Origin of the sequence: Stenotrophomonas sp. (genome assembly GCF_036662295.1) — a bacterium.
Taxonomy (GTDB): domain Bacteria; phylum Pseudomonadota; class Gammaproteobacteria; order Xanthomonadales; family Xanthomonadaceae; genus Stenotrophomonas.
Window position 1 is genome coordinate 1 of sequence record NZ_JAVWXA010000066.1, and the last position, 21,880, is coordinate 21,880.

Annotated in this window: 20 protein-coding genes and 1 pseudogene; 8 read left to right on the forward strand and 13 right to left on the reverse strand. The window is 70.8% G+C overall.

The window, feature by feature from the left end; translation table 11 throughout:
• Both mnmG and RSA25_RS13125 read right to left on the reverse strand, forming a co-directional pair.
• Positions 1 to 1,151 (reverse strand): tRNA uridine-5-carboxymethylaminomethyl(34) synthesis enzyme MnmG (gene mnmG / locus RSA25_RS13120; RefSeq protein ID WP_332809308.1); only part of this gene is annotated, 1,151 nt, incomplete at its 3' end.
• 708 nt (positions 1,152 to 1,859) lie between these two features.
• On the reverse strand, positions 1,860 to 2,366 hold the full coding sequence (locus tag RSA25_RS13125) for a hypothetical protein (RefSeq protein ID WP_332809309.1): 507 nt from the start codon (positions 2,364 to 2,366) through the stop codon (positions 1,860 to 1,862).
• Positions 2,367 to 2,512: 146 nt separating this feature from the next.
• Between RSA25_RS13125 and RSA25_RS13130 the strand changes: the two genes are divergently transcribed.
• Complete coding sequence (locus tag RSA25_RS13130) at positions 2,513 to 3,472, forward strand: pyridoxal-phosphate dependent enzyme (protein ID WP_332809310.1); 960 nt, start codon at positions 2,513 to 2,515, stop codon at positions 3,470 to 3,472.
• Complete coding sequence (locus RSA25_RS13135; protein ID WP_332809311.1) at positions 3,457 to 4,074, forward strand: YdcF family protein; 618 nt, start codon at positions 3,457 to 3,459, stop codon at positions 4,072 to 4,074. The genes RSA25_RS13130 and RSA25_RS13135 overlap by 16 nt, the downstream gene beginning before the upstream one ends.
• A 52-nt stretch (positions 4,075 to 4,126) precedes the next feature.
• Here the strand turns inward: RSA25_RS13135 and bioC are convergent, their stop codons facing one another.
• From bioC to bioB, 5 genes are all read right to left on the reverse strand, one after another.
• Complete coding sequence (gene bioC / locus RSA25_RS13140) at positions 4,127 to 5,011, reverse strand: malonyl-ACP O-methyltransferase BioC (RefSeq protein WP_332809312.1); 885 nt, start codon at positions 5,009 to 5,011, stop codon at positions 4,127 to 4,129.
• Between the two features lie 34 nt (positions 5,012 to 5,045).
• Positions 5,046 to 5,828, reverse strand: coding sequence for an SDR family oxidoreductase (locus RSA25_RS13145; RefSeq protein WP_332809313.1), 783 nt, complete (start codon positions 5,826 to 5,828; stop codon positions 5,046 to 5,048).
• Positions 5,829 to 5,887: 59 nt separating this feature from the next.
• A complete protein-coding gene (bioH, locus tag RSA25_RS13150) occupies positions 5,888 to 6,649 on the reverse strand; it encodes a pimeloyl-ACP methyl ester esterase BioH (protein ID WP_332809327.1) in 762 nt (253 codons plus the stop codon).
• 2 nt (positions 6,650 to 6,651) lie between these two features.
• Entirely contained in the window at positions 6,652 to 7,863 is a 1,212-nt protein-coding gene (bioF, locus tag RSA25_RS13155) for an 8-amino-7-oxononanoate synthase (RefSeq protein WP_332809314.1), read from the reverse strand.
• A 62-nt stretch (positions 7,864 to 7,925) separates the two neighbouring features.
• Entirely contained in the window at positions 7,926 to 8,975 is a 1,050-nt protein-coding gene (gene bioB / locus RSA25_RS13160; RefSeq protein ID WP_332809315.1) for a biotin synthase BioB, read from the reverse strand.
• Positions 8,976 to 9,209: 234 nt separating this feature from the next.
• Here bioB and RSA25_RS13165 point away from each other — a divergent pair, with 234 nt between their 5' ends.
• The 5 genes from RSA25_RS13165 (at position 9,210) to RSA25_RS13185 (ending at position 13,141) form a co-directional block, all read left to right on the forward strand.
• The gene (locus RSA25_RS13165) at positions 9,210 to 9,755 is read left to right on the forward strand and encodes a CbrC family protein (RefSeq protein ID WP_332809316.1); all 546 of its coding nucleotides are present in this window, start codon (positions 9,210 to 9,212) and stop codon (positions 9,753 to 9,755) included.
• 112 nt (positions 9,756 to 9,867) lie between these two features.
• Positions 9,868 to 10,566, forward strand: a complete 699-nt coding sequence (locus RSA25_RS13170) for a ComF family protein (protein WP_332809317.1) — start codon at positions 9,868 to 9,870, stop codon at positions 10,564 to 10,566.
• A 45-nt stretch (positions 10,567 to 10,611) separates the two neighbouring features.
• On the forward strand, positions 10,612 to 11,628 hold the full coding sequence (locus RSA25_RS13175; RefSeq protein ID WP_332809318.1) for an SMI1/KNR4 family protein: 1,017 nt from the start codon (positions 10,612 to 10,614) through the stop codon (positions 11,626 to 11,628).
• A gap of 179 nt (positions 11,629 to 11,807) precedes the next feature.
• Complete coding sequence (locus RSA25_RS13180) at positions 11,808 to 12,299, forward strand: hypothetical protein (RefSeq protein WP_332809319.1); 492 nt, start codon at positions 11,808 to 11,810, stop codon at positions 12,297 to 12,299.
• A gap of 47 nt (positions 12,300 to 12,346) precedes the next feature.
• A complete protein-coding gene (locus tag RSA25_RS13185) occupies positions 12,347 to 13,141 on the forward strand; it encodes a hypothetical protein (RefSeq protein WP_332809320.1) in 795 nt (264 codons plus the stop codon).
• A 31-nt stretch (positions 13,142 to 13,172) separates the two neighbouring features.
• Here the strand turns inward: RSA25_RS13185 and RSA25_RS13190 are convergent, their stop codons facing one another.
• From RSA25_RS13190 to RSA25_RS13215, 6 genes are read right to left on the reverse strand one after another with little or no spacing between them, the layout of a single operon-like run.
• Complete coding sequence (locus tag RSA25_RS13190) at positions 13,173 to 14,972, reverse strand: MFS transporter (protein WP_332809321.1); 1,800 nt, start codon at positions 14,970 to 14,972, stop codon at positions 13,173 to 13,175.
• A gap of 57 nt (positions 14,973 to 15,029) precedes the next feature.
• Complete coding sequence (gene nagA / locus RSA25_RS13195) at positions 15,030 to 16,142, reverse strand: N-acetylglucosamine-6-phosphate deacetylase (protein WP_332809322.1); 1,113 nt, start codon at positions 16,140 to 16,142, stop codon at positions 15,030 to 15,032.
• Positions 16,139 to 16,915: a DeoR family transcriptional regulator gene (locus RSA25_RS13200; protein ID WP_332809323.1), complete on the reverse strand. Its 777-nt coding sequence runs from the start codon at positions 16,913 to 16,915 to the stop codon at positions 16,139 to 16,141. The genes nagA and RSA25_RS13200 overlap by 4 nt, the downstream gene beginning before the upstream one ends.
• A gap of 34 nt (positions 16,916 to 16,949) precedes the next feature.
• Positions 16,950 to 18,278, reverse strand: a complete 1,329-nt coding sequence (locus tag RSA25_RS13205; protein WP_332809324.1) for a D-tagatose-bisphosphate aldolase, class II, non-catalytic subunit — start codon at positions 18,276 to 18,278, stop codon at positions 16,950 to 16,952.
• Between the two features lie 25 nt (positions 18,279 to 18,303).
• Positions 18,304 to 19,251 (reverse strand): ROK family protein, encoded by a 948-nt coding sequence (locus RSA25_RS13210; protein ID WP_332809325.1) that lies wholly within the window; start codon positions 19,249 to 19,251, stop codon positions 18,304 to 18,306.
• Positions 19,244 to 20,401, reverse strand: a complete 1,158-nt coding sequence (locus tag RSA25_RS13215) for an SIS domain-containing protein (RefSeq protein WP_332809326.1) — start codon at positions 20,399 to 20,401, stop codon at positions 19,244 to 19,246. Before RSA25_RS13215 ends, RSA25_RS13210 begins: the two co-directional genes overlap by 8 nt.
• A 332-nt stretch (positions 20,402 to 20,733) precedes the next feature.
• Between RSA25_RS13215 and RSA25_RS13220 the strand changes: the two are divergent.
• Positions 20,734 to 21,880, forward strand: a pseudogene (locus RSA25_RS13220) (glycosyl hydrolase); the annotation flags it as partial.

Here is a 21,880-nt window from a genome sequence, read left to right on the forward strand (position 1 = left end):
TGCGCGGCCGCTTCCTCGTAGCCGGTGGTGCCGTTGATCTGGCCGGCGAAGAACAGCCCGGCCACGCTCTTGGTCTGCAGGGTGTTGTCCAGCCCACGCGGGTCGAAGAAGTCGTATTCGATGGCATACCCGGGCCGGGTGATGTGCGCGTTCTCGAAGCCGGTGATGCTGCGCACCAGCGCCAGCTGCACGTCGAAGGGCAGTGAGGTGGAGATGCCGTTGGGGTAGATCTCCACCACGTCCAGGCCTTCGGGCTCGACGAAGATCTGGTGGCTGGCCTTCTCGGCAAAGCGCACCACCTTGTCCTCGATGGAGGGGCAGTAGCGCGGGCCGATGCCTTCGATCTGGCCGCTGTACAGCGGCGAGCGGTGCAGCGCACTGCGGATGATGTCGTGGGTGCGCTCGTGGGTGTGGGTGATCCAGCAGCTGACCTGGGCGGGGTGTTCGTCCACGCTGCCGAGGAAGGACATGACCGGGCGCGGTGCGTCGCCGGGCTGTTCTTCCATGAGGCTGTAGTCCAGCGAGCGGCCGTCGATGCGCGGCGGGGTGCCGGTCTTGAGGCGGTCGATGATGAACGGGCGCTCGCGCAGGCGGGCGGCCAGGGTGGTGGCGGGCGGGTCGCCCATGCGGCCGGCGGCATACTGGGTCTGGCCGACATGGATCTTGCCGGCCAGGAAGGTGCCGGCGGTGAGGACGACGGCGGGGGCATGGAAGCGGAGACCGGTCTGGGTGACGGCGCCGCGCACGGTGTCGCCGTCGATGAGCAGGTCGTCGACGGCGGCCTGGAAGACGGTGAGGTTGGGCTGGGCTTCGACGATCTGGCGGATCGCCATGCGGTAGAGGTTGCGGTCGGCCTGGCAGCGGGTGGCGCGCACGGCCGGGCCCTTGGACGCATTGAGGGTGCGCCACTGGATGCCGGCGCGGTCGGCGGCATGGGCCATGGCCCCGCCGAGGGCGTCGATTTCCTTGACCAGGTGGCCCTTGCCGATACCGCCGATGGCCGGGTTGCAGCTCATGGCGCCGATGGTTTCGACGTTGTGGGTGAGCAGCAGGGTGCGCGCGCCGCTGCGGGCGGCGGCGAGGGCGGCTTCGGTGCCGGCGTGGCCGCCGCCGATGACGATGACGTCGTAACGGTAGAAGGAGTCGGTCATTTGCTTGGGGCTCGGGGCGCACGGGGCCCGGGATCGGCGCTGGAAGGAGGCCGCGGGTGGTGATTTTAGCGCCAATCGGGCCGATCGCCGAGATTGACCCTCAAGTTGGCACGTTTTCTGCAGATAACCCAATAGCACCCAGGATGGCAGGTGCCATTGGCGCTACGGACCGGAATTGGAACAGGGGCCGGTCCATGCGCATCCAGGGGAAGCAGAAGGGCCGACAGTCGGGGGACTGTCGGCCCTGTTTTTTTTGTAGCTGCCGGGTGGGCTGGTGCTGAAGCGCGCGAGTGCACGGCTTGGCTGGCCTGGGCGGGTACGGGCGGGGGTGCGGGACACGCCGTGAACCCATCCATGGGGGCTCTTTTTGCGCCATCCATGGCGCAAAACGGTCCCGCACCCCCACCCGTACCCGCCCTTGGACAGTTGGCCGGTGCGCAACGAAGAGCGATTCCCGCTCATCCCCTTTGCAGGCCTGTGCCGCTTCTCCGGCGCTGTCTGAAAAAACAGAAGGCCCCGCCATGGCGGGGCCTTCTGCTTTGTAGGTGCCGACATCCGTCAGGGCCGGAACAGGGGGGATCCAGAGTTTCCCGGCGGATATCGACATAGAGCTGGATGTGACGTGCTGCGTCGCTTTTGTCACTTTGCGACCGAAGCCGTCACCACCCCCCTAGATTGAACCGGGTGGGTGGTGAAAATCAAGATGCTTCAGGGCTCAACTGTGCGCCGGTTCAAGTTGTTCATGTTTCGCCACGGCGACCCGTTGGAGCGCTGGGCCGGGCGGGGGGCCTGGCTGGGACGTGCCTGGGGCGGCGGCGAGGGGCGCTGCTGCTGCGGCGGGCGGCCGACCGAGTCCATGTTGCGCCACGGCGAGCCGCCGTTGTTGGGCGGGCGCGGGCGGTCCGGGCGTACCGGCGGGTTGCCGCCGTTGCCGGGGCGCGGCGGCGGGCGGTGGTTGTGCGGCGGGCGATAGTTGGGGTACGGGCGGTAGACGGGGTAGCCGTAGCCGCCGCCGTAGTAGCCGCCACCGTAATAGCCGCTGCCATAGCCGTAACCGTTGCCGTAGCCATACGGATAGCCGTAGGGGTAGCGGTACTCGACCGACGGCGCGCCGTGGTAGTAGCCGCTGCCACCGCCGCCGCCGACATAGTCGTAGGTGGCGCAACCGGACAGGGCCAACAGCAGGCCACTGGCGAAGATCAGGCGCATTTTCATGATGGGGTCCCCCCGAGGGTATGGGGCCAGCTTCAGCCCGGCGCATTGAATCGGCCCTTAACTCGGCCCCGACCCGATGAATGATTGCCATGGTGTCACGCCCGGACGGGGCGTTGCACACCGTGGCCATACGTTAATCTTGCGTCATGAGCGATTCACCCTTGCCCTGTGTCGACGACCTCCTGGCGGCCGCCGCACGCATCGCCCCACATGCCAGCGTGACCCCGGTGCTGCACTCGCAGGCGCTGGACGGGCTGGCGGGCGCGGCCCTGGCGTTCAAGGCCGAGCACCTGCAACGCGGCGGTGCGTTCAAGTTCCGCGGCGCGTGCAATGCGGTGTGGGCGCTGGACGCGGAAGCGGCGGCGTGCGGGGTGGTGACCCATTCCTCGGGCAACCACGGCGCGGCGCTGGCGTTGGCCGCGCGCACCCGGGGCATCCCCTGCAACGTGGTGGTGCCCGACGGCGCGGTGCCGACCAAGCTGGCCAATATCGTGCGGCATGGCGCCACGGTGTGGCGCTGCGCCCCCAGCATCCAGGCCCGCGAGGCCATGTGCGCGCAGGTGCAGGCGCAGACCGGTGCGCGCCTGGTGCATCCCTATGCCGACCGGCAGGTGATCGCCGGGCAGGGCACGGCCGCGCTGGAGTTGCTGCATGCGCACGGGCCGCTGGACGTGCTGGTGGTGCCGGTGGGCGGCGGTGGCCTGGCGGCGGGGACCGCGCTGGCGTTGCAGGCGGCGGCCCCGCAGGCACGGCTGGTGCTGGCCGAACCGGCGGGCGCGGCCGACACCGCGCGTTCGCTGGCTGCCGGCGAGCGCCGCATCGACTTCACCCCGGACACCCTGTGCGATGGCCTGCGCACCACCCTGGGCGCGCCCAATTTCGCGCTGCTGCTGGGCCGGGCCGAGGTGGTCACGGTGGCCGATGCGCAGACGGTGGCCGCCATGCGCCTGCTGTGGCAGGTGCTCAAGCAGGTGGTGGAACCGTCGTCGGCGATCGCGCTGGCCGCGATCCTGTCCGAGCCGGCGCGCTTTGCCGGGCAGCGGGTGGGCGTGGTGCTGTCCGGTGGCAACGTCGACCTGGACGCGCTGCCGTGGGTGACCGCATGAGCCGGCGCGCGCGGGTGGGCCTGCTGGGCTGGCTGTGGCGGTTGTGCATCGTGCTGGCGACCTGGCTGCTGGGCGTGACCGCCTGGATCGTGTGGGTGGGCGAGCGTGACCAGGCCGCGCAGGCCGATGCGATCATCGTGCTGGGCGCGGCCGCCTACGACGCCAAGCCGTCGCCGGTGTTCGAAGAGCGGATCCGGCATGGCCTGGACCTGTACGAGCGGGGCTATGCGCCGCTGCTGATCTTCACCGGCGGCTACGGTGGCACGGGCGCGCGCTTCTCCGAATCGCAGGTGGCGCGCCGCTATGCGCTCAAGCAGGGCATCCCCGACCAGGCGATCCTGATCGAGACGGCCTCGCGCACGACCCGCCAGAACCTGATCGAGGCGCGGCGCCTGATGGAGCAGCGCAAGCTGCACCGGGTGATCATCGTCAGCGATCCGCTGCACATGGCGCGCGCGCTGCGCCTGGCGCGCGAGCTGGGCATCGATGCGCTGGCTTCGTCCACGCCGAGCACGCGCTTCCGCAGCTTCCACACCAGCTGGAAATTTTTGGTGCAGGAAATCTACTTCTTCCACCGCGACCTGTTCCCGCCGTCGAATTGACGGGAGCGCGCGGGGCGGTGTCGGCCTGCCGCGCGGCGCGGCGCCGCGCCGGTCAGGGCGTGCGGCGGCGGATCGGGATGGCCGAGACCGGCACGCTGGCCACGTCGTGGCCGTGCTCGCGGATCGGGGCGCCGGCGGCCGGGGCCCAGGCGTGGGCATAGATCACTTCCCAGCTGCTGGGCAGCTTGCCGTCCTCGCGCCGCAGCGGCTCGTAAGCGGCGCGCGCGGCGGCGAAGCGGCTGCGCCCGGTGAGGGTATGGCGGCGGTCGTGGCGGGCGTTGGTGGCGCCGATGGCCTGCAGTTCGCGCATCAGCGCGGTGAGGTCGTCATAGGTGAGGGTGAACAGGTCGCGGTCCAGCACCGGGTCGCGGAAGCCGGCCATCATCAGCGCATCGCCGAACTGGGCGATCGGCGCGAAGCGGCTGACGTGCGGCACCGCATCGGCCTCGGCGAAGGCCTCGCGCAGCTCGACCAGGGTGTCCGGGCCGAAGGTGGAACACAGCAGCAGGCCATCGGGCTTGAGCGCGCGGCGGAAGCCGGCAAACACCGCCGGCAGGTCGTCCACCCATTGCAGGCACAGGTTGCTGTAGATCACATCCACGCTCTGGTCCAGCACCGGCAGCGCCCGCGCATCGCCGCACACCCGCGCGAACGGCTTCCACCAGCCGGCCTGCCTGCGCGCCTCGCGCAGCATCGGCTCGGCCAGGTCGAGCGCGATCACCTGGGCCTTGGGCCAGCGCTTCTTCATCGCGGCACTGGCATGGCCGGTGCCGCTGCCTACGTCCAGCACGACCTGCGGCTGCCGTTCTTCCAGGTAGTCCAGCGATTCCAGCAGGCGCTTGCCCACTTCGCGCTGCAGCGCGGCGGCGGCATCGTAGCTGGCGGCGGCGCGCGAGAACGCGCGGCGGACATGGCGGGGATCGAAGCTGGACGTCATGGAAGGCTCACTGCGAAAAACAAGGATGCGAAGGTCAGAACGTGCCGGGGTAGGCGCCGCCGTCGATGAGCAGGTTCTGCCCGGTGATGTAGCCGGCCTGCGCACTGCACAGGAACGCGCACGCCGCGCCGAACTCCTCGGCGGTGCCAAAGCGCCCGGCCGGGATGTGGGTGCGCTTGCGTTCGGCGACCTGGCCGGCGTCGATGCCCTGCTGCTGGGCCAGGTAGGCGAAATTGCCGCGCAGGCGGTCGGTGTCGAACTGCCCGGGCAGCAGGTTGTTGAGGGTGACGTTGTGCGCCACGGTCTTGCGCGCCAGCCCGGCCACGAAGCCGGTGAGCCCCGAGCGCGCGCCATTGGACAGGCCGAGGATGTCGATCGGCGCCTTCACCGAGGACGAGGTGATGTTGACCACGCGGCCGAAGCCGCGCTCGATCATGCCGTCCACGGTGGCGCGGATGAGGGCGATCGGGGCCAGCATGTTGGCGTCCAGCGCGGCGATCCAGTCCTCGCGGCTGAACTGGCGGAAGTCGCCCACCGGTGGGCCGCCGGCGTTGTTGACCAGGATGTCCACCTGCGGGCAGGCCGCCAGCGCGGCGTTGCGCCCGGCCTCGGTGGTGATGTCGGCCACCACGCCCACCACCGTGCGCGCACCGGGCAGCGCCTGCAGTTCCCGCACGGCGCTGTCCAGCGCGGCTTCACCACGCGCGGCCACCACCACGTTCACACCCTCGCGCGCCAGCGCCCGTGCGCAGCCCAGGCCCAGGCCCTTGCTGGCGGCGCAGACCAATGCCCAGCGGCCGGCGATTCCAAGATCCATGGCTCAATCCTGCGATGAAAGACGGGCGTACATGATCGGCGATGCGCGTGCCGGTGGGGTCAACGAAGGCCGGCAACGAAGTGTTGCAGCTGCGTGGCCACTTCGTCGGCATGGCCCAGGAACGGCGCATGCCCGCCATGGGCGACCACGTGGGCGTGGGCCCCCGGCGCCAGCGCGGCGGCGGCCTGCATGCCAGTGGCGGCCACCAGCCGGTCACGCTGCCCGGCCAGCCACAGGCTGGGTTTGCCCAGCCCCGGCAGGGCACCGCGCAGGTCGGTGTTCTCCAGCAGGCGCAGGCCTTCCTGCAATGCACGGGGCGCCGGTTCGCCGCGCGCGACCAGCATCTCGCGCAGCTGCCGCAGTTCCTGGCGGGCGTGTTCGGAGCCCATGGCATCCAGGGCCAGGAAACGCTCCAGCGTGCCACGGTAGTCGGCGGCCAGGTCCTGGCCGAACTGCGCGAACACCGCCGGCTCGACCGCATGCGGCCAGTCGTCGGCGCGCACGAAGCGCGGGGTGGCGGCGATCATCGCCAGCGCACGCACCTGCGGCAGGGTGGCGGCGGCATGCAGGGCAAACAGGCCGCCCAGCGACCAGCCGCACCAGACCGCCGGCGGCGTGGCCGCGGCGATGGCGTTGACCACATGCGGCAGGCGCAGCGGGGTGGCGTCGTCGCGGCTGTGGCCATGCCCGGGCAAGTCCACCAGGTGCAGCGTGTACTGCGCCGACAGGCGCGCGACCAGCGGCGCGAACACCCCGCCATGCAGCGCCCACCCATGGATGAGCACCAGCGCCGGCCCCTGGCCGACCACCTCGATATGCAGGCTCACGCGCTCAGCGCATCCAGCGACTGCTGGCGCAGCACGGTGTCGCGCGCATGGCCGATCGCATCGGTCAGCGCGCGCACCTGGGCCGGGGTGTGCAGGGCCGACAAGGTCACGCGCAGCCGGGCCTTGCCTTCGGGCACGGTCGGCGGACGGATCGCGCTGACCAGGTAGCCGGCGGCTTCCAGCGCGGCCGACAGCGCCATCACCGTGGATTCGGCGCCGCACAGCAGCGGCTGGATCGGCGTGTCCGAGGGCATCAGTTCCAGCCCGTGCTGGCGCGCGCCGGCACGGAACACTGCGACCAGTTCGCCCAGTTTTTCGCGGCGCCAATCGTCGCGCCGGGCCAGTTTCACCGCGGCCAGCGATGCGGCCGCCTGGGCCGGCGAGACCGCCGTGGTGTAGATGTAGGGCCGCGCGGTTTCGGCCAGGTGCTGGATCAGGGCCTCATCGCCCAGCACCACCGCACCGGTGCCGCCCAGCGCCTTGCCCAGCGTGGCCAGCTGCAGCGGCACGTCGGCCACGCCCAGCCCGGCATCGGCCACGCAGCCGCGCCCATGCTCGCCGACCACGCCCACGCCGTGTGCGTCGTCCACGTACAGCAGCGCTTCCTGCATGCGGGCCACCAGCGACAACGAGCGCAGCGGGGCGATATCGCCATCCATGCTGAACACGCCATCGGTGGCCAGCATCGCCGCGCCCTCGGGGGCATGCTTCAACTGGCGCAGCGCGCCTTCGGTATCCAGGTGCGGGTACCGGCGCAGCCGGCAACCGGCCAGCCGCGTGGCATCCAGCAGGCTGGCGTGGTTGAGCCGGTCCTGCACGCACACATCGTCTTCTTCGCTGAGCAGCGCCTGCTGCACGGCCAGGTTGGCGGCAAAGCCGCTGCCGAACAGCAGCGCGCGCGGGTAGCCGAGCCAGTCGGCCATTTCCTGTTCCAGCGCCTCATGCAGGGCATGGTGGCCGCAGATCAGGTGCGAGGCGGTGGCGCCGGCACCTTCGCGCGCGGCCGCGTCCTGCAGCGCGCTGACCACGCCGAATTGCTGGGACAGGCCCAGGTAGTCGTTGCTGCAGAAGCCGGTGAGCCACTGGCCGCCGATCTCCAGCCGCACGCCGTCGCGACGGGTCACCGTGCGCCGCACGCGCACGCGCCCCTGCGCGTCGCGGAGCTTGCGCTGGGCCTGGATGCGGTCGTGCAGGTCGGGGCGGGCCATGGTCGTTCGCTGGCATGGATGGGCGGTAAGCGTACCCGGTTGGCGGGCGCGGCGCCTTACCGTCAGGCGGCTTGTCCGCACCGTCCAGCACATCCGTCGGCCGGGCCGGTGATGGCCGCGTGCACGGTGCCGGCCCGGTCATGCCCGTCGGCCTCCACGGCCACCGCCATCGGCTGCAGGCCGAGCCGCTTGAACAGGGCCTGGTCGCGTGCGGTGTCCGGGTTGCCGGTGGTGAGCAGCTTTTCGCCGTAGAAGATGGAGTTGGCCCCGGCCAGGAAGCACAGCGCCTGCAGCTCATCGCTCATCGCCTCGCGCCCGGCCGACAGCCGCACCATCGAGCGCGGCATGGCGATGCGGGCCACCGCGATCATGCGCACGAACTCGAACGGGTCCAGCGCCGCGGTGCCGTGCAACGGCGTGCCGGCGACCTGGACCAGCCGGTTGATCGGCACCGAGTCGGGGTGGGCGGGCAGGGTGGCCAGCGCCAGCAGCAGGCCCACCCGCTGCGCGCGGCTTTCGCCCATGCCCACGATGCCGCCGCAGCAGGTCTTCAGCCCGGCGTCGCGCACGTGGGCCAGCGTGTCCAGGCGGTCCTGGTACTGGCGGGTGTGGATGACCGAGTCGTAGTAGTCCGGCGCGGTGTCCAGGTTGTGGTTGTAGTAGTCCAGCCCGGCCTCGCGCAGGGCCACGGCCTGCTCGCCGCTGAGCATGCCCAGGGTGGCGCAGGTCTCCAGGCCCAGCGCCTTCACCTCGGCGATCATCGCCGCCACCTTGGGGATGTCGCGCGGCTTGGGCGAGCGCCAGGCCGCGCCCATGCAGAACCGCGACGCGCCGGCCGCCTTGGCCTGGCGGGCGCGGGCCACCACGTCCTCGGTGGCCATCAGCTTCTGCGCGTCCACCCCGGTGGCATAGCGCTGGGCCTGGGGGCAGTAGGCGCAGTCCTCCGGGCAGCCGCCGGTCTTGACCGAGAGCAGGGTGGACACCTGCACCTGGGCCGGGTCGAAATTCGCGCGGTGCACGCTGGCCGCGCGGAACAGCAGCTCGGGTAGGGGCAGCACGAACAGCGCCAGCAGCTCGTCGTGGCGCCAGTCGTGGCGGAGGTCGCTTGGCATGGGCTGGGCCTTGGCGGGCAGGAACGGGGCGGAAGTGTGGTCGCCCCTCCATGCGCCTGTCAACCAATCTGAATTACTAAAGGTTTACAGAGGGGCGGAAAATGCCGACCGCAGGTTCCCACCGCCGCGCCGCCCGGGTAGTGCCGGCCGCTGGCCGGCAACCCCGCCAACCCGACCGCCTGCATCCCGCCCAAACCCACTACAGTCTCCGCCCACGCATCAGAAGGCATCCGCATGACCCTGCCCCGTTTCACCTACCACCCCGACCCGCTGGCCACCGGCAGCGTGATTGCCGCCACCACGGTCTGCGTCAGCTGCCATCAGGCGCGCGGCTATGTCTACACCGGCCCGGTGTATGCCGAAGAGGAGTACGACGCGGAGATCTGCCCCTGGTGCATCGCCGACGGCTCGGCCAGCGCGCGGCTGGACGCCACCTTCACCGACGAGGACGGCATCGGCGGCGGCGGGGAATGGGATGCCGTGCCGCCGGCTGTCATCGACGAAGTAAGCCGTCGCACTCCCGGCTTCAACGGCTGGCAGCAGGAACAGTGGTGGACGCACTGCGGCGATGCCGCGCAGTTCCTCGGCCGCGCCGGGCACGCCGAACTCAGCGCCGCCGGCGCGCAGGCCATCGCGGCGATCCAGGACAGCACCGGGCTGGACGACGGCCCGGCGTGGGACCATTTCCTTGGCGCGCTGCGCAAGGACCGCTCGCCCACCGCGTACCTGTTCCGCTGCACGCAGTGCGGCCAGCTGGGCGGCTACCAGGACGCCGATTGAAGGCCGTGCTCGGATGCCGGGTGGCAGGATGACCGGCGGCTGCGGCATGCCCCGACAGACGCACGACGGCGCGGCGCCCAGGCTGTAGACCCGTGGCTTCAGGCGTGCAGGCGTGTTCGATGCGATAGCGGCGGCGCTGACACGCTGGAGCCACCAGGCCCTGCCATTGCGCTGCCTGGTCTGCCAGGCACCCGGCAGCAACGGGCTGGACCTGTGCGCGGCCTGCCACGCCGCGCTGCCCTGGAATGGCACGGCCTGCCGGCTGTGCGCCTTGCCGCTGCCGGAGGGCGAGGCGTCGCCGCATTGCGGCCTGTGCCAGCACGAGCCGCCGCGTGCGGCCGCCGCTGCGGCGGTGTTCCGCTACGCCGCGCCGGTGGACCAGCTGCTGGTCCGTTTCAAATTCCATCAGGACCTGGCCGCCGGGCGGTTGCTGTCCCAGCTGATGCTGCAGCAGGTGCCGGCCTTCGTCACCGGCCCGCTGGCACCGGTGCCGCTGCACCGCCAGCGCCTGCGCTCGCGCGGCTACGACCAGGCATTGGAGCTGACCCGGCCGCTGGCGCGCGCGCTGCGGCAGCCGGTGTGGCATGGCCTGTACCGCGACCGCCTGACCGACGCGCAATCCCGCCTGGATGCCGAGGCCCGGCGCTGCAACCTGCGCGATGCGTTCGACGTCACCGCACCACCGCCGGCGCGACTGACCGTGGTCGATGATGTGATGACCACCGGCGCCACCCTCGATGCAGCCGTGCATGCGCTGCAGCGCGCCGGCCTGGTGGATGTCGCGGTATGGGTGTGCGCGCGGGTGCCGTGAGGGTGGGTCCTATACTGCGCATCGACTCACGCAAGGGCAGTGCCGATGGATCCGTTTGCCACGTTCGACTTCGAGGGGTTCTGGGATGACGGCGATTACTCTCAGCAGAACTACCGCGAGCCGCCGCCCAGCGAGGCGCTGATCGCCGAGCTGGAGACCGCGCTGGGCTACCGCATCCCGCCGGCCTACATCGCCCTCGCACAGCGCCACAACGGTGGCCTGCTGCAGCGCTGCTGCCACCCGATGGACGAGGCCACCAGCTGGGCCGAGGACCACATCCAGGTCTGCGGCCTGTATGCGCTGGGGCGGCAGAAGCCGTACTCGCTGGGCGGCGAATTCGGATCGCGTTTCATGCAGGAAGAGTGGGGCTACCCGGACATCGGCCTGGTCTTCGCCGACTGCCCCAGCGCCGGCCATGACGTGATCATGCTCGACTACCGCCAGTGCGGTCCCCAGGGCGAGCCGCAGGTGGTGCACGTGGACCAGGAGGACGACTACCGGATCACCGTGGTGGCGCCGGACTTCGCCACCTTCATCGCCGGGCTGGTGGATGAGGAAGCGTTCGACGACGCCGCCGAAACGCTCGAGATCGACCTGGTCACCGTCGACCGCGGCACGCTCTCGCCGATCGTGCAGCGTGCGCTGGGGCATGCCGCCGACCTGCTGCCCGATGGCGAGCGCGTGCTGCGTGCACTGGCGCGACGCATCACAGAGGCCAAGGGCTTTTTCGCGCTGCATGCCGATGCCGACTCGCATCGCATGTACGACCTGATGTTCTGGCTGTACTCACAGCTCACCACCGCGCAGTCGTTCACGCACTTCGTGAAACTGCCCGCCAAACAGAACGATTACGCCACGCCGTGCTACGAGCTGATGCTGCCCTTCGACCTGGTCGTTGAGCCGTTCGGCTTCAAGACCGGCGGCTTCGCGCCCGGTTTCGTCGAGGACTGGTGGAACGCACGCGTGGCCGAGGGGGCCATCGTGCCGGTGGAAGGTGGCTACCGCTTCAGCGCCGAGGCCGAACGCCGGCTGCTGGCGGAGGTCGCCACCGCACGCGGCTGAGGCGCATCGGCTTGCCCGGGCGGCACGGCCGCGTGCCAGCGCTGCCGTGCCCCCTTGTGGATCCGGATCGGCAGCCGCATGTAGGCAGTGCTGCAGGCCGTGGGGCGCTCCGCCTCTGCTGCCTGCGCCGATCGGTGCCGGGCGCTGCCCGGCGCCAACCCCAACATGGAGGAGGGCGTATGCGCAGGTATGTTCTTGCAGCACTGTTGTTGGCCAGCACGGCCGGTGTGATGGGATGCCAGCCGGCAAAACAGCTGTTCGATCCGGACGTCACGGCCGCGCCGCTCCCCCAGGCGCGCATCCTCATGCGCGAGGTGGACGAGCAGGGCAGCGCCACGGCCACCGTGCTCAAGGGCACCGACGGCCAGCCGCTGGCGGTGCTGGAGCCGGCCCTGATCTCCACCGCCGACATCGCCTCGGTCGCCCTGGCCCAGACCGGGCAAGGGCAGGAGCCGGTGTTGAACCTGACCATGACCGATGCGGCCGCCCCGCGCATCCAGGCGGCCACCGAAGCGCGCGTGGGCCGGCGCGTGGCCGTCAGCGTGGGTGACAAGGTGCTCTCGGTGGCCACCATCCGCGGTCCGTTCGGCAAGGCGATGCAGGTGGCCGGGCTGGGCGACCAGAACGAGGCCAGCCGCGTGTTCACCGAGATCACCGGCAAGCAACCCTGAGCGCCGGGACGCGGGCGATACCCCAACCGGGCAGGCGCCGACACACGATGAGCCGCGAATGGATGACGGTGTTGACGATGCTGCTGGGCCTGGCATGGCCCGGCCTGGCCGCTGCGCAGGCGGACTGCACCTGGCCGGCGGGCATGCCGATGCGTGCGCTGGTCCTGGTGGGTGAAGTGCACGGCACCGTGGAGACCCCGGCCCTGGTCGGGGCGCTGGCCTGCGCTGCCGCCGCGGACACCACCCCGGTGACGGTGGCGCTTGAGATGGACGCGGCCGAGCAGACGCGGGTCGATGCGTACCTGGCCTCGGCCGGCACAGCCAGCGACCGCGGCGCGTTGCTGGCGGGCCGCTTCTGGAGCCGCCGCATGCAGGACGGTCGCTCCAGCGTGGCCATGGCCGCGTTGATCGAACGCCTGCGTCGCCTGCGCCGCGATGGGCACGCCATCGAGGTGGTGGCCGTGGACAGCGCGGGCGTTGCAGACCGCGATGCCGCGATGGCCGCCAACATCCGGCGCGCAACGCGGCGCGAGGGTGCGCGGGTCATCGCGCTGCTGGGCAATCGGCACGCAAGCCAGCACAAGGACGGGCAGAACAACCCGGCCAACGTCCCGGCCGGCGTCCTGCTGGCCGACCTGCAACCGCTCAGCGTGCGGGTGGAGGCCACCCAGGGCAGTGCCTGGGTATGTGCGCCGGCGTGTGGCGTGCTCAACTTCGGCGGCCCTGCCACGGCCGCGGTGCCGCAGCCAGGCCGCTATGCAGCGGGTTCGCCCCGGCCCGGTTACGACGGCATCTACACGCTCGCCGCCTTGACTGCATCACCGCCGGTGCAGATGCCCTGAGCGGCGCCCTGCACCTGGCCGCCCCGCCGGCTCAGCGGAAATTGGCTTCGATCTGCTCCAGTGACTTGCCCTTGGTTTCCGGCAGCCAGAACGCGGCGATGAGGAAGTACAGCAGCGTGCAGCCGGCCCAGAAGAAGAACATGCTCGCATAGCCGTGGTGGCCCACCGTGGGCAGGAAGATCGCGGCGATCACGGTGGAGACGAACTGGTTGATCAGCAGCGCGATGCTCATGCCGTTGGAGCGGATGCGGGTGGGCATCAGCTCGGACAGCGCCAGCCACACGCACACGCCCGGACCCACCGCGAAGAAGGCCACGAACAGCAGGATGCAGCCGGCCACCAGCCAGCCATGGGTGGGCGAGGGCACCGGGCCGATCTGGGCGCGCTCGATCACCAGCGGGGCCTGCGCGGCCTGGGCCGGGTCGGGGAAGGGGTTGAGGTGCAGGCGGCGGAAGAACGTGCCGATCACGCTGTCGGCCGCCACCGCGTCCTCGCGGCCGATCGCCAGCACGGCATCGACGGGGTTGTCGCTGCGCAGCGAGCGCACGTTGCTGAAACCGCCGTAAGCATAGGACACGGTGAGCTGCTGCGGGGCGTTGCCGGCATTGCCGTCCAGGCGCGCCCACTGCGCCGCATCCAGTGGCAGCGACAGCCTGCCGTCGGCCACCTGCTGCTGCAGCGGGGCCTGCACGTCCAGGCGGCCGTGTTCGCTCTTGACGAACAGCAGCGCAGCGGCCAGCAGCGCCACGGTGATCCCGCCACTGCCCAGCATGAGCAGGAACTTGCGGCCCTTGCGGTCCACCAGCACCAGCGCCACCACGGTCATCACCGCGTTGAGCAGCTTGATCGCCACGTCCGCGCCATTGGCCACCGCGCCGGGCAGCCCGGCCTGGTTGAGGATGTTGACCGCATAGGCCAGCACCGAATTGATGCCGGTGGCCTGGGTGAACGCCAGCACCAGGCAGGCCAGCACGAACGGCCACACGTAACGGCGGCTCAGCAGCGGATCGCGCTTGCCGCCGGCGGCCGGGTGCGCCTCGCCCGGGGCCTGCATGCGCTGCAGGGTGGGGGCCACCTCGTGCGCGGCGACGGTGCGTTGCAGCGCACGGCGAGCCGCCTCGATGCGACCGCGCCGCACCAGCCAGCGCGGTGATTCGCTGATCAGCAGCACGCCACCGGTGAACACCAGGCCCGGCAGCAGGCAGCTCCAGAAGATGGTGCGCCAGGCGTGGTCCTTGACCGCGAACAGCAGCCGTTGCTGCTCGGCGGCCGGCAGCTGCCGCACCGCCTCGGTGGCCGCATCCACCGCATGGGCGTGGTACAGGCCGATCAACGCGGCCAGCACCAGGCCGATGGTGAGCAGCAGCTGGAACATGGCCGCGCCCCGCCCGCGCCGTTCCGGGCTGAGTACCTCGGCCAGGTACAGCGGCACCACCACGCCGATCAGGCCACCACTGACGCCCTGCAGCAGCCGGCCCATCAGCAGGGCGGCATAGCCCTCGGACAGCGCCATTACCGGGATGCTGGCGGTGAACAGCACGCCGGCCAGGAACATCGCGCCGCGCCGGCCGATGAGGTCGGCCACCATGCCGGCAAACAGCGAGGACAGCACGCTGCCCAGCAGGACGGCGGCCACCACGAAGCCGAGCTGCTGGCTGGTGAGGTGCCAGCTGGCGGTGGCGGTGGCCTCCAGGTAAGGCAGCGCGCCGGCGATGATGCCGATGTCGATGCCGTACAGCAGCCCGCCCATGCCACCGATGAACAACAGGTAGCGGATCGGCCAGCGCGGGGCGTCGGCGGCGGCAACGGCAGTGGCGGCGGCGGTGGTCATCTACGCGTTCCTGGCAGGGCGGGAAAGGGGTGACGCTCGGGGGAAGGGGACGCGGCGCTACAGCGAGATGGCATGGCCGGCGACGAACACCTGCTGCAGCTGCAGCCCGGCGTCGAGCACCACCAGGTCGGCGCGCGCGGCCGGGGCGATGTGGCCGCGATCGTCCAGGCCCAGGTACTGCGCGGGGAAGGTGGACACGCGCCGCGAGGCATCGGCCAGCTCCAGCCCCACCTGCACCAGGTTGCGCAGCGCCTGGTCCATGCTCAGCGCGCTGCCGGCCAGCGAACCGCTGGCCAGGCGCACGCAGCCGCCGCACTTGTGCACGCGTTGTTCGCCCAGGGCGTACTCGCCGTCGGGCATGCCGGTGGCGGCGGTGGCGTCGGTCACCGCGTACAGGCGCGGGATCGCGCGCACGGCCAGGCGGATCACGCCGGGATGGAGGTGCTGCAGGTCCGGGATGATCTCGGCGTACTGCGCATGCGCCAGGGCAGCCGCGGCGATGCCGGGCCGATAGTGGTCAACGCCGGTCATGCCGTTGAACAGATGGGTGAACCCGGACGCGCCGGCCTGCAGCGCGGCCACGCCGTCCTCGTAGGTGCCGGCGCTGTGGCCCAGCTGCACGCGGATGCCCATTGCCACCAGCGCGGGAATCAGCGCGGTGTGCGCGCCGATCTCCGGGGCCAGGGTCATCACCCGGATCGGGGCCAGCGCGTGCAGCCGCTGCACCAGCGCCAGCGTGGCTTCCACGGTGCGATCGGGCTGCGCGCCCAGCCGCTGCGGGCTGATGAACGGGCCCTCCAGGTGCACCCCGGCAATGCAGGCCGCCTCGGCATCGGGCGCGGCCAGGGTGGCGGCCACGCCGTGCAGCGCGTGTTCGATTTCATCCAGCCCGGCGGTCATGGTGGTGGCCAGCAGGGTGGTGGTGCCGAAGCGGGCGTGGGTGCGGGCGATGGTGCGGGCCGCCTCGCCGCCCTGCATCAGGTCCACGCCGGCCGCGCCGTGCACGTGCAGGTCGATGAAGCCGGGCAGGATCACCGGCAGCTGCGGATCATCGGCGCCGCTGTGGTCGTCCACCTGCAGCTGGCGCACGTGGGTATCGAAATGCACGTGGCCGCGGCGCCAGCCCAGCGGGGTGAGGATGCGGCCATGCAGGGTGCGGGTCGGGGTCACGCCGGGGCCTGCGCGATGATCACTTCGATGCCCAGCCGCTGCAGGCCGTCCATGTACTCGGCGTCGATGCTGGCGTCGGTGATGACGGTATGCACCTGGTCCAGGCGCGCGATGCGGTGCAGGCTGACCCGGCCGAACTTGGAGGCGTCGGTGAGCACCACGATGCGGCGCGCGCGCTCGACCATGCGGTGGTTGAGGCTGGCTTCGGCCTCGTGGTGGGTGGTCAGGCCGAACTGCAGGTCCAACCCATCCACGCCCAGGAACAGGGTGTCGAAGCTGTAGGTGTTGAGGCTGGTCTCGGCCTGGCTGCCCTGCAGCGACAACGACTGCTTGCGCAGCAGGCCGCCGGTGAGCAGCAGCTCCACGCCGGGCGCATTGGCCAGCTCCCAGGCGATGTTGAGCCCGTTGGTCATCACCGTGACCTCGCGATGGCCGCGCAGGTGCCGGGCCAGGGTCATGGTGGTGGAGCCGGAGTCGATGATGATGTTGTCGCCCGGCTTGACCAGGCTGGCCGCGTACGCGCCGATGCCGTCCTTCACCGGCAGGTTCAGCGCATCCTTCTCGTGGATGTCCTGCTCCTGCGGCGGGGTGCGCACCAGCGTGGCCCCCCCGTGGGTGCGCGTGGCCAGGCCTTGCGCCTCGATGTGGGTCAGGTCGGCGCGGATGGTCACCGCCGACACCGCAAAGTGCTGGACCAGCTCGCTGACCTGCACGCTGCCGTGGTCGACCAGGCGTTGCAGGATCTGTTGGCGGCGCTGGCGGGTATTGCGCATGGCGGCGATTCCATTCGGAAGGGAAAGCCGAAGCTTACCGTTCCGAAAGCTCCGTGGCCCGGGACGTTTCGTTTTGGGTGCCGGCGCGGTTGCGTTGGCAGGCCCGTGCGTAGTCGCCCAGGCGCTCGGCCACCTTGTGCCGGATCAGCGCCAGCGGCTCGGCCACCAGCGTGCCGGCCTCGATGGCGCGCTGCTGGTTGGGCAGGAACTGGCTGAGCAGGATCTGCGGCGGCACGTGCGCGCGCAGGTTGGCCACCAGCGTGTCCAGCGCGGCCACCACCGCCGGCTCACCCCAGTAGTAGCGGCTGCGGTCGCTCAGTGCATAGGCGCGCAGCAGGCGCTGTTCGTGCGCATCGCCGGGGTAGTAGCCCTGCCAGCTGGCCGGCTTGTCGCGCATGCAGCGGTCCAGCACCGCGATCAGGTTCGAGCATTGCACCTCCGGCAGCAGCTCGGCCTCGATCATGGCCAGGGCGAACACCGCCTCGCGGAAGGCATAGGTGGCGGCCGGGCCGACCTTGAGGATGGCGAAGTGGTCGCGCACCAGCGCGTGCAGCCCCGCCTCGGTCTGGTAGTCGGTGGAGTGCGCCTCGAACACGATGCGCGGCTGCTGCTCGACGAACGCCGACAGCGCGCGCGCGGCCGCCGCATCGTAGTGATGCACGTGGCTGTGGTCGAAATCCACGCCGGGCTGCACCACCATCGCCACCACGCGCTCCCAGGCCGGTTGCAGGTCCGGGGCGGCGAAGGCCTCGCGGTGGATCGCCAGCGTGGTGGCCGCCGCGGCCGGCGTGGTCACCTGCAGGCCACCGGCCAGCGACGCCTCGCCACCGGGAATGGGCACCTCGGTGCCGATCACATACACCGGCGGCGGCAGGCCGTGCGCGGCGGCGGTGCGCTCGGCGATGCGCGCCAGCTCGGCCGACCGCGCCGCCACCACCGCATCGGGCAGCGGCGTGGGGTCATCGGCGCAGGCCATGCTGCAGTCCAGGTGGATCTTGTGGAAGCCGGCGGCCACGTAGGCCTCGATCAGCACGCGCGCATGCCCCATCGCAACCTCGGCCGGGCCTTTCTGCCAGGCATTGGGACCGAGGTGGTCGCCGCCCAGCACCAGCCGTCCGGCCGGGAAACCGGCGCCGTCGGCCAGCCGCAGCACGTAGTCGCGGTACTGCGCCGGGGTCATGCCGGTGTAGCCGCCAAACTGGTCCACCTGGTTGGAGGTGGCTTCGATCAGCAGCACGGTGTCGTAGTCGCGCGCGACCTGCATGGCCGCCAGCAGCACCTGCTCGTTGCTGCAGCACACGCTGTACAGGCCGACGGGCTGGCCCTGGCGATGGGCGGCGATCAGCGATTGGATGGCAGACATGGTGGCACTCCGTTACAGCGGCGGATCAGTGGGGAAGGGGAAGCTGGCGCGCGAGCAGCGCCGCGCCACGCGCGCCACCGGCATCGCCGAAGGCCGGCGGCAGGATCGGCGGCACGCGCACGCCCTGGAACAGGTACGGCGCGATCGCCGCGGGCAGGTCGCGGTACAGCTGCTCCAGCTTGGACAGCCCACCGCCGAGCACGATCACGTGCGGGTCGATGGCCAGGATCAGGTTGGCCAGGCTGTAGCCGAGCAGGTCGCGGTGGATGGCCAGCGCCTGCCCGGCGATCGCATCGCCGGCATGGGCCAGGGCCACCACGGCGCCGGCATCGAGCGCATCGCCGCCGCGTCCTTCGTGGATCAGGGCCAGGCCGTTGCCGGACACATAGCGCTCCAGGCAACCGCGCAGGCCGCAGGCGCAGGGCAGCACCGGCAGCTGGTGGCGCTGCAGCAGCGTGGCCGGGATGCTCCAGTGGCCCCACTCGCCGGCAATCCCGTTCGCACCGGCCACCAGTTGCCCGCCCACGCAGAAACCGCCGCCAGCCCCGGTGCCGAGGATCGCGCCGAACATGCTGGGATAGCCCGCGCCGGCCCCGCCGTGCGCCTCGCTCAGGGCGAAGCACTGCAGGTCGTTGCCGAACGCCAGCGGGCGTTGCAACCGGGCTTGCAGGTCCTCGCCGACCAGGCGGCCGGTGAGGCTGGGCACGTTGGCGCTGAGCTGGCGGCCACTGCTGCGGTCGCGCACGCCGGGCAGGCCGATGCCGATGGGCTGCCCGTTCGTACCGAGCACCGCGTCGGCGCCGCGCACCAGGGCGCTGATCGCGTCCAGGAAGGCGTCGTAGTCGTGGGCGGGGGTGTTGACCCGCTCGCGATGGCACTCGACCAGCGCCTGGTCATAGGCCACCAGTTCGATCTTGGTACCGCCCACGTCGATGCCATACCAGTGCTGCATGCCGGTGCCCTGCTCAGCCATGGGAGTGGATGGTCACGCCCTGCACGACCCGGTTCACGGTGCCGTCGGGGAAGGGGTTGTCCGGGGTCAGGCCGAGCGCGGCCGAGCGCTGCAGGGCATACAGCTGCGGCATCAGCAGCCACAGCGGGGCCAGCCACGCATCGGCCAGGGCCGGGGCGGCCGCCAGGAAATCACCCGCCACGCCGTCCTCGCCCGCCGGCCCCACCGACAGCACCCGGGCGGCGATGCCGTCGGCGCGCAGTTCGTCCAGCAGGTCCTGCTCGTAGCGGCGCGCCAGCGGCTGCGCGCTGCGCAGCATCACCACCAGCGTGTCCGGGTTGAGCGTGGACTTGGGCCCATGGCGGAACCCCAACGGCGTGTTGGCCAGCGCCAGGACGCGCCCGCCGGTGAGTTCGAGCACCTTCAACGCGGCCTCGCGGGCCAGCGCTTCCAGCGGACCGCTGCCGAGGTAGATCACGCGCGGGTAGTCGGCCTGGGCCAGCGTGCCCACCGCACCGTCCCATGCGGCCAGGGCCAGTTCGCCCTGGTCGGCCAGCGCGTGCAGGCGCGCCAGGCGCTGCGGCCAGGCGGCCACGTCGAACACGCTCAGCGCCGCCAGCAGCATGCAGCTCAGGCTGCTGGTCATGGCAAAGGCGCGATCGCAGCTGGCCGGCGGCATCAGCAGGGACAGGGTGTCGCTGCGGCCCTGGCCACGCCGGGCCAGTTCGCCGTCGGCATTGCAGGTGATGTCCAGGAAGCGCGCCTGGCTGACCTGCGCGCGCACCAGTTCCACCGCCGCCACGCTTTCGGGGCTGGAGCCACTGCGCCCGAAGGACACCAGCAGGGTAGGGCGGTCGCGCTCCAGATACAGCGCGGGATGGGTCAGCAGGCTGGTGGTGTGCACCGCGCGCACCTCGGCCGGCCACTGCGCGTTGATCTGGTCGGCCACCATCTCGGCGATGAAGCCCGAGCTGCCGGCACCGGTGAAGATCACCCGCTGCCCCGGCTGGCGCAGGGCCTGGCCGAGGAAGGCGTCGATATCGGCATGGGCCAGGTCCAGACACTCGGCCAGGGCGCGCCACAGGCGCGGCTGCTGGGCGATCTCTTCGGCGGTGAAGGCGCCGCCGCGGCGCTGCCACGCGGGCAAATCGGTAAGCACAGAAGCGTCCATTCGCAATTCCTGTTGGGCGACCGAACCTTGTTCGTTTTCTTTCGAAATGTCAAATATCGAAAGATAAAGAAAAGCTGGATCGATCACATTTTTTACGATCCGCGGCAGGGGTGCGCACGACGACAGGTGCCGGATGCCGCACTGCACAACGGTTTCCGCCGGACGAAAGCGCGTATTCAGCCGCCATATAGAAAGCCGGCACTTTCATATCTTTCGTTTTAAAGAAAATATCCTTCTTTTTTCTTTGCAATTTATTGACATCTTTCGAGAGCCTGCCCTAGAGTCGGCCGCACTGGTTTCAGATTCCCGCCGACCGCGGGCTTGGGGGCAAGGTGGCATCCCGGTTTCGACATACTGGCTTGATGGTGGCCCTGCTCGCTGCACTGGCGGCGGCGCCGGCCATGGCCGAGCCGCTGGGCAACCTGCGCGGCATCACCGCCGAGGCTGGCGCAGATGGCCGCCCCGGCTGGACCCTGAGCACCGACACCGGCGCCACCGTGCGCGTGGAGCTGCTGCGCAGCGACGTGCTGCGCGTGCAGGCCGGGCGCCACGGCAAGCTCACCGCCGCCGGCGACAAGGCCGCCCCGATCGTGCTGCCCCAGCCCGCCACCGCCGTGGCGGCGGAGTTGGAAGAAGACGGCACCGAGCTGCGCATCCGCACCGATGCCCTGGTGCTGCACATCCAGCGCCAGCCGCTGCGATTGGCCCTGGACCGCCGCGATGCCGCCGGCGACGTCGCGCTGTGGCGCGAACTGCAGCCGCTGGACCTGGACACGCAGCAGAGCCTGCAGGTGCTCAGCAGCCACGCCGACGAACACTTCTATGGCGGCGGGCAGCAGAACGGCCGGTTCGAGTTCAAGGGCCGCGAGCTGGAGGTGTCCTACTCCGGCGGCTGGGAGGAGGGCGACCGCCCCAATCCGGCGCCGGTGCTGCTCAGTTCGCGCGGTTGGGGCGTGCTGCGCAATACCTGGAGCGATGGCAGCTACGACCTGCGCCAGCCCGACCAGGCCACCCTGCTGCACCGCGAAGACCGCTTCGATGCGTATTACTTCGTCGGCCCCGGCCTGCCCGCGCTGCTGGACCGCTACACCGCACTGACCGGCCGCGCCGGGCTGCTGCCGCGCTGGGCGTTCTCCTACGGCGACGCCGATTGCTACAACGACGCCGACAACATCAAGAAGCCCGGCAGCGTGCCCGAGGGCTGGAGCGACGGCCCCACCGGCACCACCCCGGACGTGGTGGACAGCGTGGCCAGGCAGTACCGCGAGCACGACATGCCCGGCGGCTGGATCCTGCCCAACGATGGTTATGGCTGCGGCTACAAAAAGCTGCCGGAGACGGTGAAGGGGCTGGCGCAGTACGGCTTCAAGACCGGGCTGTGGACCGAGAACGGCGTGGACAAGATCGCCTGGGAAGTAGGCACCGCCGGCAGCCGCGTGCAGAAGCTGGACGTGGCCTGGACCGGCAAGGGCTACCAGT